10 protein-coding genes and 1 rRNA gene are annotated in these 12,544 nt (G+C 53.6%); 3 read left to right on the forward strand and 8 right to left on the reverse strand.

Going from position 1 to position 12,544, the window contains the following annotated elements:
• Window positions 1-207, reverse strand: a 16S ribosomal RNA gene (locus E2L00_RS14615); the annotation flags it as partial.
• A gap of 494 nt (window positions 208-701) precedes the next feature.
• Between E2L00_RS14615 and E2L00_RS14620 the strand changes: the two genes are divergently transcribed.
• Window positions 702-1,409, forward strand: a complete 708-nt coding sequence (locus E2L00_RS14620) for a FadR/GntR family transcriptional regulator (protein ID WP_167612883.1) — start codon at window positions 702-704, stop codon at window positions 1,407-1,409.
• Window positions 1,410-1,422: 13 nt separating this feature from the next.
• On the opposite strand, the gene rbsR is transcribed toward E2L00_RS14620, so the two are convergent.
• The 7 genes from rbsR to kup form a co-directional block, all read right to left on the reverse strand.
• Window positions 1,423-2,415 (reverse strand): ribose operon transcriptional repressor RbsR, encoded by a 993-nt coding sequence (gene rbsR / locus E2L00_RS14625; protein ID WP_167612885.1) that lies wholly within the window; start codon window positions 2,413-2,415, stop codon window positions 1,423-1,425.
• A gap of 2 nt (window positions 2,416-2,417) precedes the next feature.
• A complete protein-coding gene (rbsK, locus tag E2L00_RS14630; protein WP_167612887.1) occupies window positions 2,418-3,347 on the reverse strand; it encodes a ribokinase in 930 nt (309 codons plus the stop codon).
• Between the two features lie 70 nt (window positions 3,348-3,417).
• Window positions 3,418-4,305, reverse strand: coding sequence for a ribose ABC transporter substrate-binding protein RbsB (rbsB, locus tag E2L00_RS14635; protein ID WP_167612889.1), 888 nt, complete (start codon window positions 4,303-4,305; stop codon window positions 3,418-3,420).
• A 28-nt stretch (window positions 4,306-4,333) separates the two neighbouring features.
• Window positions 4,334-5,299 carry a ribose ABC transporter permease gene (rbsC, locus tag E2L00_RS14640; protein ID WP_167612891.1) on the reverse strand — a complete coding sequence of 322 codons (966 nt, stop codon included), beginning with the start codon at window positions 5,297-5,299 and terminating at the stop codon, window positions 4,334-4,336.
• Window positions 5,300-6,811, reverse strand: a complete 1,512-nt coding sequence (rbsA, locus tag E2L00_RS14645) for a ribose ABC transporter ATP-binding protein RbsA (RefSeq protein WP_167612893.1) — start codon at window positions 6,809-6,811, stop codon at window positions 5,300-5,302.
• Window positions 6,812-6,818: 7 nt separating this feature from the next.
• Window positions 6,819-7,238 (reverse strand): D-ribose pyranase, encoded by a 420-nt coding sequence (gene rbsD / locus E2L00_RS14650; RefSeq protein WP_167612896.1) that lies wholly within the window; start codon window positions 7,236-7,238, stop codon window positions 6,819-6,821.
• Between the two features lie 265 nt (window positions 7,239-7,503).
• A complete protein-coding gene (gene kup / locus E2L00_RS14655; RefSeq protein WP_167612898.1) occupies window positions 7,504-9,372 on the reverse strand; it encodes a low affinity potassium transporter Kup in 1,869 nt (622 codons plus the stop codon).
• Between the two features lie 225 nt (window positions 9,373-9,597).
• Between kup and ravA the strand changes: the two genes are divergently transcribed.
• Window positions 9,598-11,091, forward strand: coding sequence for an ATPase RavA (gene ravA / locus E2L00_RS14660; protein ID WP_167612900.1), 1,494 nt, complete (start codon window positions 9,598-9,600; stop codon window positions 11,089-11,091).
• Entirely contained in the window at window positions 11,091-12,542 is a 1,452-nt protein-coding gene (viaA, locus tag E2L00_RS14665) for an ATPase RavA stimulator ViaA (protein ID WP_167612902.1), read from the forward strand. Before ravA ends, viaA begins: the two co-directional genes overlap by 1 nt.
• The last annotated feature ends 2 nt before the right edge of the window (window positions 12,543-12,544 follow it).

Consider the following 12,544-nt stretch of genomic DNA (forward strand, 5'->3'; position numbering starts at 1 on the left):
GGTCCCCCTCTTTGGTCTTGCGACGTTATGCGGTATTAGCCACCGTTTCCAGTGGTTATCCCCCGCCATCAGGCAGTTTCCCAGACATTACTCACCCGTCCGCCACTCGTCAGCAAAGCAGCAAGCTGCTTCCTGTTACCGTCCGACTTGCATGTGTTAGGCCTGCCGCCAGCGTTCAATCTGAGCCATGATCAAACTCTTCAATTAAAAGTCTGATGTGCTGCAACTCGTGCAGCGGTGCTCAAAGATTACTTTCAAATAATTCACTTAAATGAATTACTGTCTGGTCACTCTTCAAGACTTGATATTTTTTTGCACCCGAAGATGCTGAGATATCAATCCTGCGAGTGCCCACACAGATTGTCTGATAAATTGTTAAAGAGCAGTGAGTTACGCGCTTTCGCCGGGTAACTCGAGGTGGCGTATATTACGCTTTCCTCTTTCAGAGTCAAGCGTTTATTTTCGCTTTCGTCTGCCTGACGGGCCGGTTTGTAAGCCGTTGTGCCGTGTCAGTGGAGGCGCAGTATAGGGATTTTTCGGAACGTGACAAGCGTTTATTGCAAATAAATTACTAAACGCCTTCTTTTTCACCAAAACGGCTGCAAAACCCATGTAACGCGGGATATTTGCTGTTTTAATCATCAAAAAAAGATGCCAGATGGCATACTACAAAAAGAATCATGGCTAAAGGAATTGCACAAATGTCTTTATCTGCCCAACAGCTCGCGGCCCAGAAGAATCTTTCATATGTTCTTGCGGAGAAACTAGCCCAGCAAATCCTGCGTGGGGAATATGAAGCGGGTAGTATTTTGCCCGGTGAGATAGAACTGGGTGAGCTGTTCGGGGTTAGCCGCACGGCCGTACGAGAAGCAGTAAAGACATTAACCGCAAAAGGAATGGTTTTGCCCCGCCCGCGCATCGGCACTCGCGTTATGCCCCGCAGCCACTGGAACTTCCTTGATAAGGAGCTGCTGACGTGGTGGATGACGGAAGAGAACTTCAACGATGTAGTGAATTACTTCCTTGTCATGCGTAACAGCCTGGAACCTCAGGCCTGCTCACTCGCCGCGATAAACGGTAATAAAGAACAAAAGGCATATCTCAACGAGAAGATGGCGGAGATGGTCAAGCTAAAGACTACCTTTGACCGCGAACGCTGGATAGAGGTGGACATGGCCTACCATGAACACATCTATGAAATGAGCGGTAACCCTTTCCTGAGTTCTTTCGCAAATCTGTTCCGTTCTATCTATTACAACTACTTCACGGCGATAACCAACGATGAAGTCATCAAGCTCGATTTACATCGGGCCATTGTTGATGCCATTAACCGGGGAGATAGCCAGGCTGCATTAACCGCCTGCCAGGCGCTCTTAAAGGAACCTTTCGCTGACAACCACGCAGGTTAAATAAGAGGCCGTATTAAACTGAACCGCGTTCCACCAGCTCCGGTGTCAGTAACAGTCGCTGTTGAGCCAGCGTAGGCTGCGCCATGCGATGAATTAACACGTCCACGGCCAGCTCACCCAGTTCATCTTTGGGCTGGTGAACAGTCGTGAGCGGCGGTGCCATATATCGCGCCAGTTCAATATCATCATAACCAACCACGGCCATATCCTTCGGCACGCTCAAACCCGCCTGATACAGCGCATGATAAGCGCCCACCGCCATCGCATCGTTTCCGGTGAATACCGCATGAGGCGGTTGCTCCAACGCCAGAAGAGAATTCATGGCCGTAAATCCGCCCTGAAACTCAAAATCGCCAATGATTTCATAACCCGGATGAATTACCAGCCCCGCACCGTTCATTGCTTTGCGATAACCTTCAAGGCGCAATCTGGCGGGCGTTTTATCCTGTGACCCGGCGATACAGGCAATGCGGGTGTAACCATTATCGATAAGATGCTGAGTCGCCATTTCGCCCCCCAGCAGGGAGTTATCCTGAATCACGTCGCTTTCACCTTCAAAAGGCGCCCAGTCCATCATCACCGTTGGAATGGAAGGATAGCGATTCATTATCTCAGCCGAAGGCAGATGGGTTTCGGTACACAGCAACAGCAGGCCATCGACGCGTTTTTGCATCAGCGTCTCCAGATTGCGGTTCATGCGCTGCTCATCGCCTTCTGTATTGCACAGCACCAGACTGTATCCGCGCTCGAAGCAGCTACGTTCAACGCCGCGCACCAGCTCAGAATAGAACGGGTTGCTGCTGGCGGTGATTAGCATGCCGATGGTGTGGGTCTGGTTTAGCTTGAGGCTACGCGCCAGCGCGGAGGGCGCATAGTTCAGCGTTTTGATGGCTACATCGACCTTTTCGCGAATAGCCTCGCTCACGAAGCGGTCGTTATTGATGACGTGAGAAACCGTCGAGGTGGAGACGCCCGCGAGGCGAGCGACATCTTTCATGGTAGCCAAGATTACCCCTGCTGCTGCAAGAACTCGTCGATTTCATTACGCCACGGCACGGAAGGCTGCGCGCCTTTACGTGTTACGGCAATAGCGGCGGCGGCGTGCGCAAAACGAATCGCCTCATTCATCGGTTTCTCTTCCAGCAACGCCGTCACCAGCGCACCGTTAAAAGTATCCCCGGCGGCAATCGTATCCACAGCTTTAACCTTAAAGCCCGGAACGCGCTGCCCTTTGCCCTGTTCGCTCAGCCAGACGCCGCGGCTGCCAAGCGTAATAATGACGGTTTCAATACCTTTATCGTGTAATGCCTGAGCGGCTTTCGCTGCATCTGCGTCATTTTCAACACGAATGCCGGTGAGCTTTTCCGCTTCGGTTTCATTCGGGGTGATCGTATCCACCAGCTCCAGCAGCTCGTCCGATAATGCACAGGCAGGTGCGGGATTAAGCACAACTTTGGTCTGATGCTGATGAGCAATCTTAGCCGCAGCCAGCACGCTTTCCAGCGGCGATTCCAGCTGCATCAGCAGTGCGGAGGCCTCTGCAATTTTCTGCTGGTGCTTTGCTACCAGTTCGGGCGTTAACGCGCCGTTCGCACCAGCATGAATACCAATGACGTTTTCCCCGGCGCCGTTAACGAAGATTAGCGCAACGCCGGTGGCGGCTTCTTTAATAGTGCTGATGGAAGAGGTATCTATTTTATCGCAGGCGAGTTGCCTGCAAACGCGGCTGCCGGTGTCATCGCCGCCGACGCAGGCAATAAAGGCAATATTGGCGCCGCTGCGCCCAGCTGCAACTGCCTGGTTTGCGCCCTTCCCGCCGAACGCGACCTGGTATTCCTGCCCGGTAACCGTTTCACCCGGCGTTGGAAAATGTTCGAGGTTAAGGATATGGTCAGCGTTAATACTGCCGAGGACAACGAGACTGCCTTTCGTTTTCATTTTTCTGTCCGGTTAAGTGCGCCACTTTGAACTTACAAAGTGGCGCGATGCCCTGCTTTTATCTGTCGTCTTATTTGGTGACCAGTTTCAGGTCAACCGGGATATTCGACTCAACTTTTTCGCCCTTCAGGACTTTATCCGCCGTTTCAACGCCGATAACACCGATCTGGTCAGCCATCTGCGCCACGGTTGCGCCCAGCTTGCCGCCTTCAACCGCTTTTACGCCGTCATCGGTGCCGTCGAAGCCAACAACCAGCACGTCAGATTTGCCTGCCGTTTGCAGCGCGCGCAGTGCTCCCAGCGCCATTTCATCGTTCTGAGCAAACACGGCCTGTACATCCGGATGTGCGGTCAGCAGGTTCTGCATGACGTTCAGGCCCTTAGTACGGTCGAAGTCAGCAGGCTGGCTCGCCAGTACGGTAAATTTGTGTGCCGCGGTAGCCTGTTTGAAACCTTCACCACGTTCGCGAGCCGCAGATGCACCGGCGATGCCCTGCAGTTCGATAACTTTCGCGCCATCGCCCAGTTTCTTAGCGATAAAGTCACCCGCCATTTTACCACCGGCTACGTTGTCAGAAGCGATATGGCTGACCACGGTGCCCTGGTTTGCCATACGGTCGAGGGTAATTACCGGGATTTTAGCCTGATTAGCCATTTTTACCGCGTTGCCCACCGCATCGGAATCGGTTGGGTTGATAAGCATCAGTTTAGTGCCACGAACGGTCAGGTCCTGCACGTTAGCCAGCTCTTTAGCCGGGTTGTTCTGAGAATCCAGCACCACCAGGTTGTAACCCAGTTTGTCGGCTTCTTTCTGCGCGCCGTCTTTCAGCGAAACGAAGAATGGGTTGTTGAGCGTGGAAACAACCAGCGCGATGGTCTCTTTTGCCATGGCGTTCGCACTCACGGTGGCGCTCAGCGCAACAGCGGAAACCAGAGTAGCCAGTTTTTTCATATTCATAGTCAGATGTCCTGTAGGGTTATGATTGTTACTGCTTTTTGTTGTCCACCAGCACCGCCAGTAAAATAACCACTGCTTTGACGATCATCTGGTAATAAGAAGAAACACCTAATAAATTCAGCCCGTTGTTCAGGAAGCCTAAGATCAACGCACCGATCAGCGTCCCGACAATACGACCTTTCCCGCCCGCAAGGCTTGTACCACCCAAAACAACGGCGGCGATAGCATCCAGCTCATAGCCGGTACCCGCAGTTGGCTGCGCAGAGGAAAGCCGCGCCACTTCGATGATTCCGGCCAGCGAAGCCAGCAGACCACAGAGCGAATAAACGATAATTTTTACTTTATTGACGCTGATGCCGGAAAGACGCGTCGCCGCTTCGTTGCCGCCAAGCGCGTAAATGTAACGGCCCAGGCGAGTATGGTGCAGCATGTACCACGCGGCCAGGAAGACAATTGCCATAATCCAGACCGGCGCAGGAATACCCAGCGGGCGTCCGATACCGAACCAGCCAAAAAGATCGGCGTTATCCGAGAAGCCGGTATTTACCGGACTCCCGTTGGTGTAAACCATGGTCACGCCGCGTAATAACAGCATCATTACCAATGTTGCGATAAACGCCTGTACGCGCCCTTTCGCAACGATAACGCCAGTCACGGCCCCGATGGCGGCACCTAGCGCCAGCGCCGCGGCAACCGCGACCAGCGCATTCACCTCTAAACCAACAATCGAGGCGGCTACCGCTCCGGTCAGCGCCAGCAATGAACCGACGGACAGGTCGATCCCGGAAGTAAGAATAACCAGCGTCATTCCCACCGCCATAATGGCGTTCACGGAGGTTTGCTGCAGGATGTTAAACAGGTTATTTACGGTGAAGAAGTTCGGGCTCAGGCTGGAAACAATCGCAATCAGCACCAGCAGGGCGATCAGCGATTTTTGATCCAACAGCCACGCTTTTGTGAACCAGCGACGGGACGAAACAGACTGGGTGCTCATTTATACAGACTCCTGATTCACGCGATTTAGCTTACCGACGGCCGCCGCCATCAATGTTTCCTGGGTGGCCTCTTCACGAGTAAACACCCCACCGAGATGGCCTTCATGCATCACCATGATGCGATCGCTCATTCCCAGCACTTCCGGCATTTCTGACGAGACGAGGATGATGCTTAACCCATCGGCTTTAAACTGGTTAATTAACTGATAAATCTCTTTCTTCGCCCCAACGTCGACGCCGCGTGTCGGTTCATCAAGAATCAATACTTTCGGACGCGTCATCAGCCCACGCGCAATCGCGACCTTTTGCTGATTGCCGCCGGAAAGCAGGCCGATAGGCTGTTCGATGGAAGGCGTTTTAACGTTGAACAGACGGACAAAGTCCTGCACCGCCTGCTGCTCGTCTTTATGCTTCAGGCTGCCGACGTTGTGGCTGAAATAGCGTAGCGCGGTTAGCGACATGTTTTCTTTGACCGACATACCGAGCACCAGCCCATCGCGCTTGCGGTCTTCGGAGATATAAACGATACCGTTCGCCAGGCCATCCTGTGGGGAACGCGCCACGACTTCCCGACCATCCAGCGCAACATAGCCGCCGGTACGCGGCAGCGCGCCGTAAAGCACTTTCATTAATTCTGTGCGGCCAGCGCCCATCAGCCCGGCAACGCCAAGGATCTCACCTTTACGTAAGGTAAAGCTGACGTCATTCACGCCGGGTCCGGAGAGGTTATCAACGCGCAGACGAACGTCGCCCGGCTCTTTATTCAGCCGCGGATACTGGTCTTCAAGCTTGCGCCCCACCATCATTTCGATCAGTGAATCTTCGGTTAGCGTCGCCACTTCACGTTCGGCAATAAACTGCCCGTCGCGAAAGACCGTCACATCATCGCAAACTTCAAAAATCTCTTTCATGCGGTGAGAGATATAGACGATGCCGCGCCCCTGAGCCTTCAGCTCGCGGATAACGCGGAACAGAGATTCTGTTTCGGTATCGGTCAGCGCATCGGTAGGCTCATCCATGACGATGACTTTCGATTCAAAGCTCAGCACCTTGGCTATCTCAACCATCTGCTGATCGCCAATCGACAGATCGCCCACCAGCCGCTGGCTGTTAAAGCGCAGGTTCAGCTTCGCCAGCAGCTTATCCGCCTCGGCATACATCTTCTTCCATTCGATTCTGCCGAAGCGGTTGATGAATTCGCGTCCAAGGAAGATATTTTCCGCAATGCTGAGCTGCGGGATCAGGTTGAGTTCCTGATGAATGATACCGATGCCCGCTTCCTGTGAGGATTTCGGGCCGTTAAAGGTAGTTTCCTGGCCCAGCCATAACAGCGAACCGGCATCGCGTTGATAAATGCCGGTTAATACTTTCATCATGGTGGATTTGCCCGCGCCGTTTTCACCCACCAGCGCCATCACGCGCCCCGGATAAACGTTCAGCGCGGCGCCGGAAAGCGCTTTTACGCCAGGGAACGATTTATCGATCCCTTTTAATTGCAGTAACGGTTCCATGCCGGCCTCAGAAAGTTACGCCAGCACAGAGAATGATATTCGCATAGGGAGAACACTCCCCGCTGCGAATAACCGCATGTGCATCAGCGGTGTGCTGCTTGAACTGTTCATGGCTGATATAGCGAACAGCAATGGTGTTTCCCTGATGTTGTTGCAGTTGCTCGAGGTGTTTGAGCAACGTTTCGTGGAGCTGTGGATTATGTTGTTGAATTTCCTGAGCGAGGATAGCGGATTCAACCTGCATCTCTTGCGTTACGACATCCACGACCTGCATAAAACCCGGCACGCCGTGAGTCAGAGCCAAATCAATACGCTGCGTACTACGCGGAATTGGCAATCCAGCATCGGCAACCACCAGCGTGTCGGTGTGGCCAAGACGGGAAATAACGGACGAGATATCAGCGTTGAGAACGGTACCTTTCTTCATTTTCTTACTCCACTAGCGAAACGTTTCGCTGATCGGGAGTGTAAGAAATGTAGCGGCGACAAAACAACCATCAGGTTATGAAAATGTGATCGCCATCGAAACGTTTCGCTCCTTCCTTTAACGGACGGCGAAATGTGAGCGCGCACGTTCAAAAAAATGAGTAACAGGATAAAAGGTGGCTTTTATTTTTGGCAATTCAAGCCGTTGATTTTGATGGGGTTAAGAAAAAAGCCAGAAGACTACGCATTTCTGGCTTTTTTCCAAATTAAATCTCGACCTGGGTGCCCAGTTCGATAACCCTGTTTGGTGGGATTTCAAACTGGTCCGGCGCTCGCAGGGCGTTGCGCTGAAGCGCGAGGAACAGCTTGCCGCGCAGACGCAGATACCATGGGCGTTTGCCGATGATCAGCGACTCGTGTGACATAAAGAACGAGGTTTCCGTCATTCTGCAGCTGAGTCCTTCCAGACCACAGCGGTGGAAAATTTCTTCCATATTTGGCGTTTCACGCCAGCCGTAACACGCCACCACGCGCCAGAAGGTCGGCGAAAGCTGCTCGATAGAAACACGCTTCACGTTGTGGACGTAAGGCGCATCTTCCGTTCGCAGCGTCAGGAATACCACTCGTTCATGCAACACTTTGTTGTGCTTCAGGTTATGCAGCATCGCAAAAGGAATGACGTTTAGCGCACGGGACATATATACCGCTGTGCCGGGAACGCGTACCGGCGGCGATTTCTCCAGTGATACGATCATCGCATCCAGAGAGTTACCGTGTTCATGCATGCGCCTGAGCAGGCGGAAACGTTCGCTCTTCCAGGTAGTCATGATGATAAACATCACCAGCGCCAGACAGAGCGGGAGCCAACCACCGGAAAATATTTTAATGACGTTTGCCGAAAACAGCGGAATATCGATACACAGGAAACCAACGCCCATCAACAGGACGGCAAGGCTGTTCCAGTGCCAGTTTTTGCGCGCCACGGTGCATGAGAGAATAGAGGTCAGTACCATGGTGCCGGTTACCGCAATGCCGTAGGCCGCCGCCAGATTGCTGGAATGCTCGAAGCTGACAATCACAATCACCACGGAGATGTAGAGAAGCCAGTTAATCGCCGGAACGTAAATCTGCCCGGACTCCATTTCCGAGGTATGGATAATGCGCATAGGCGACAGATAGCCCAGACGTACCGCCTGGCGAGTCAGCGAGAAGACGCCGGAAATAACCGCCTGAGAGGCGATAACCGTAGCGAGCGTAGCCAGAATCATCAGGGGAATAAGCGCCCAGTCGGGTGCCAGCAGGAAGAACGGGTTTTTGATAGCCTCCGGCGTTTTTAGCAGCAGCGCGCCCTGGCCAAAGTAATTCAGCACCAGCGACGGCAGTACTACGGTAAACCACGCAATGCGGATCGGGAACTTACCGAAGTGGCCCATGTCCGCATACAGCGCTTCCACGCCGGTAATCGAAAGCACGACCGCGCCAAGAGCAAAAAACGAAATCGTTTTGTATGCCAGGAAGAAATGCACGGCCCATGCCGGGTTCAGCGCCTGAAGCACTTCCGGGTTAGCGATGATGCTGCGTGCGCCCAGCACGGCCAGCACCAGGAACCAGAGCAGCATCACCGGAGCAAACAGCTTGCCCACCATGCCCGTGCCGTGTTTCTGAATAATAAACAGCAGCGTCAGTACGATTATCGACAGCGGAACGATATAGGTATCAAGCTGCGGAGCGGCTATCTCAAGCCCTTCAATGGCCGACATTACCGATATTGCCGGGGTTATCACTACCTCACCGTAGAAGAAGCTGCCGCCGATCAATCCCATGATCACCAGCACCGAGGTCATTTTTGCCGAGGTGTTACGCCCCGCCAGTGACATCAGCGTTAAAATACCACCCTCACCGGCGTTGTCCGCCCGCATGACAAAAGTAAGATATTTAACGGAGACGACTAAGATCAGCAGCCAGAAAATTAAGGATAAAAAGCCGAATACGGCTTCTCGTTCTACACCAAACCCGAACTGACCGGACAGACATTCACGGAGGGTATAAAGCGGGCTGGTGCCAATATCCCCGTACACCACACCAATTGCAGCCAGCGTAATAGCCGGCAATGATTGTTTATTATCAGCGCTCATAGACTAATCTTTTGTTGGAATCCTGCAAGCGTGTGCTTAGTCCCTTGGCCCACAAAAAGGCGCACAGTATGCACGATAATGGAAGAAATCGTATCCTTAAATGCAACTGGCTTAACTTAGGTCAGAGAAAAAAGGCTAGTTCATCAATCCATTAACGGGATTATGCAGAAGCGATATACTCGCCTTCCCGCACAGCGATAACCACGTAAGGACGCAAAGCTAATTATGGCGCAACCACATTTACTGGCGGAAAGAATTTCACGGCTCAGCTCGTCGCTTGAAAAAGGATTGTTTGAACGTCAACACGCTATCCGGCTTTGCCTGCTGGCAGCCCTCAGCGGGGAGAGCGTCTTTTTATTAGGGCCGCCGGGCATCGCCAAAAGCCTGATTGCTCGTCGCCTTAAATTTGCCTTCAAACATGCCCGTGCTTTTGAGTATCTGATGACGCGCTTTTCTACGCCGGAAGAAGTCTTCGGGCCGCTGTCTATCCAGGCGCTGAAAGATGAGGGACGCTACGAGCGCCTCACCGCCGGGTATCTGCCGGAAGCGGAAATCGTCTTTCTCGATGAAATCTGGAAGGCGGGACCAGCCATTCTTAACACCTTACTTACCGCCATCAATGAACGCCGCTTCAGAAACGGAGCCAGCGAAGAGAAGATACCGATGCGTCTGCTGGTGGCCGCTTCCAATGAACTCCCCGAAGCCGACAGCAGCCTCGAAGCGTTATATGACCGAATGCTGATCCGCCTGTGGCTCGATAAAGTGCAGGAAAAGGGTAATTTCCGCTCCATGCTCGTCAGCCAGCAGGATGAAAACGAAAATCCCGTAGCGGAAAGTTTGCAGGTGAGCGACGAGGAGTATTTCGCCTGGCAGCAGGATATCGGTAAAGTCGCTCTGCCTGATGATGTCTTTGAACTGATATTCACCCTGCGTCAGCAGCTTGATGAGCTATCGGGTGCGCCTTATGTTTCCGACCGACGCTGGAAAAAAGCGATTCGCCTGTTGCAGGCCAGCGCCTTTTTCAGCGGCCGGACTCTGGTCGCTCCCATCGATCTTATTCTTTTAAAAGACTGCCTGTGGCACGACACGGCCGCCATGAATCTGATGCAGCAGCAGCTGGAAATATTGATGACCGGGAAGGCCTGGCAGCAGCACAAGATGCTCGGCACGCTCGGGGCTATCATACAGCGCCGTATCCAGATGCAGCAGCAGCATAGCGACCGCGAAGCCATCACCGTGAGCAAGCAGAGCGGGATGTTCAGCCGCCGCCCGCACTACCAGCTTCCCGATTATCTCACCGGGGAATCCCTGACGTTTCTGCTTCAGCAGCCGCTGAAACTGCATGATATAGAAGTTATCCACGTCGCGATAAACCGCGAGTCGCTGGCCCAGTGGCTGGTAAAAGGTGGGGAAATTCGCGGGAAACTTAACGGCATCGGTTTTGCCCAGTCGCTGAATCTGGAAGTGGACGCCACGCAGCACCTGGTTATCAGGGATGTCAGCCTGCAGGGAACCCGGCTGGCGATGCCGGGCAAACAGCAGCAGGGTATGCCGGATGAGATCAAACACCAATTCGACGATCTTGAAGCTTCTCTTCACCAGCAGCACGAGCGTTTTAACGCTCAGCAAAAATGTCTGTTTATCCAGAATGACTGGCTGGGCAAGATTGAAGCCAGCCTGCAGGACGTCGCCGCACAAATCAAAGAAGCCCGGCAATAATGCTGAGTCTGGAGACGCTCGACGCTATTCTGGCTATCAGTGAAGGAGAATTGATAGAAGACATAATACTGACTTTGCTGGCCGCTCCCCAACTGGCGGTTTTCTTTGAAAAATTCCCACGGCTTAAAAATGCTGTCACACAGGATATTCCACGCTGGCGGGAGCTGCTCAGGGCCAGGCTTCATGACGCTAAGGTGCCGCCGGAGCTGGCAAGCGAGGTACTGTGTTATCAGGAAAGCCAGCGGCTCTCCACCAGCCAGCTCATCGTAAAGCAGCCTGAAATACTGGCGCTGATAAAGCGCGTCAACTCTCCTTTCTTTGGGCAAGCACAGGCGCTGGTGGCGGAGCACCCTCACTTTACCCCGGCGCAGCAAACCCTGTTTCTGCAGCGCTGGCGCCTGAGCCTGGTCGTTCAGGCAACCTCGTTAAATCAGCAACTGCTTGAAGATGAGCGCGATCGATTGCTGGCTGAAATGCAGGCTCGCCTGGCGTTAAGCGGCCAGCTGGAACCCGTGTTGTCGGAAAACGATAACGCAGCCAGCCGGCTGTGGGATATGAGCGCCGGGGCGCTTAAGCGCGGCGACTACCAGCTAATCGTGCAGTACGGCGAGTTTCTTGCCAGCCAGCCTGAATTAATGAAGCTGGCTGAACAGCTCGGACGCTCGAAAGAGGCTAAGGCCGTGCCGAGAAAGGATTCCCCCATGGAAAACTGGCGCATAATGGTGCGCGAGCCGGCCACGGTGCCTGAGCAGGTAGATGGCCTGCAGCGCAGCGACGATATTCTGCGTCTGCTGCCGCCAGAGCTGGCTACGCTCGGCATTACCGAACTGGAGTTTGAGTTCTACCGCAGGCTGGTGGAGAAGCAGCTACTTACTTACCGCCTGCACGGCGAGGCCTGGCGAGAGAAAATAGTTGAGCGCCCCGTCGCCCATCAGGATTTCGATGAGCAGCCGCGCGGCCCGTTTATCGTCTGCGTGGACACGTCCGGCTCAATGGGCGGGTTCAATGAACAGTGCGCCAAGGCGTTTTGTCTTGCTCTGATGCGCATAGCGCTTGCCGATAACCGTCGCTGCTTCATTATGCTGTTTTCCAGCGAAGTGGTTCGCTACGAGGTTTGCGGGCGCGACGGCATTGAACAGGCGATCCGTTTCCTCAGCCAGCGTTTTCGTGGCGGCACCGATCTGGCAAGCTGTTTTCGCGCAATAGTCGAGAAAATGCAGGGCAGCGAATGGTTCGATGCCGACGCGGTGGTTATTTCAGATTTTATCGCCCAGCGGCTGCCGGACGATGTAATAAATAAGGTGAAGGGGTTACAACAGGCTCATCAGCACCGCTTTCATGCTGTGGCGATGTCTGGACATGGCAAACCCGGCATCATGCGCATTTTCGATCATATCTGGCGCTTTGATACCGGGATGCGTAGCCGCCTGCTGCGACGCTGGCAGCGCTAAGC

Source organism: Cedecea colo (assembly GCF_011808225.1).
Taxonomy (GTDB): domain Bacteria; phylum Pseudomonadota; class Gammaproteobacteria; order Enterobacterales; family Enterobacteriaceae; genus Dryocola; species Dryocola colo.

What these genes read in the sequence shown, in the direction of transcription:
- E2L00_RS14620 (WP_167612883.1), top strand. Translation starts at nt 702, where the DNA reads ATGTCTTTATCTGCCCAACAGCTCGCGGCCCAGAAGAATCTTTCATAT.
- rbsC (WP_167612891.1), bottom strand. Translation starts at nt 5,299, where the DNA reads ATGAGCACCCAGTCTGTTTCGTCCCGTCGCTGGTTCACAAAAGCGTGG.
- ravA (WP_167612900.1), top strand. Translation starts at nt 9,598, where the DNA reads ATGGCGCAACCACATTTACTGGCGGAAAGAATTTCACGGCTCAGCTCG.
- rbsD (WP_167612896.1), bottom strand. Translation starts at nt 7,238, where the DNA reads ATGAAGAAAGGTACCGTTCTCAACGCTGATATCTCGTCCGTTATTTCC.
- viaA (WP_167612902.1), top strand. Translation starts at nt 11,091, where the DNA reads ATGCTGAGTCTGGAGACGCTCGACGCTATTCTGGCTATCAGTGAAGGA.
- kup (WP_167612898.1), bottom strand. Translation starts at nt 9,372, where the DNA reads ATGAGCGCTGATAATAAACAATCATTGCCGGCTATTACGCTGGCTGCA.
- rbsA (WP_167612893.1), bottom strand. Translation starts at nt 6,811, where the DNA reads ATGGAACCGTTACTGCAATTAAAAGGGATCGATAAATCGTTCCCTGGC.
- rbsB (WP_167612889.1), bottom strand. Translation starts at nt 4,305, where the DNA reads ATGAATATGAAAAAACTGGCTACTCTGGTTTCCGCTGTTGCGCTGAGC.
- rbsK (WP_167612887.1), bottom strand. Translation starts at nt 3,347, where the DNA reads ATGAAAACGAAAGGCAGTCTCGTTGTCCTCGGCAGTATTAACGCTGAC.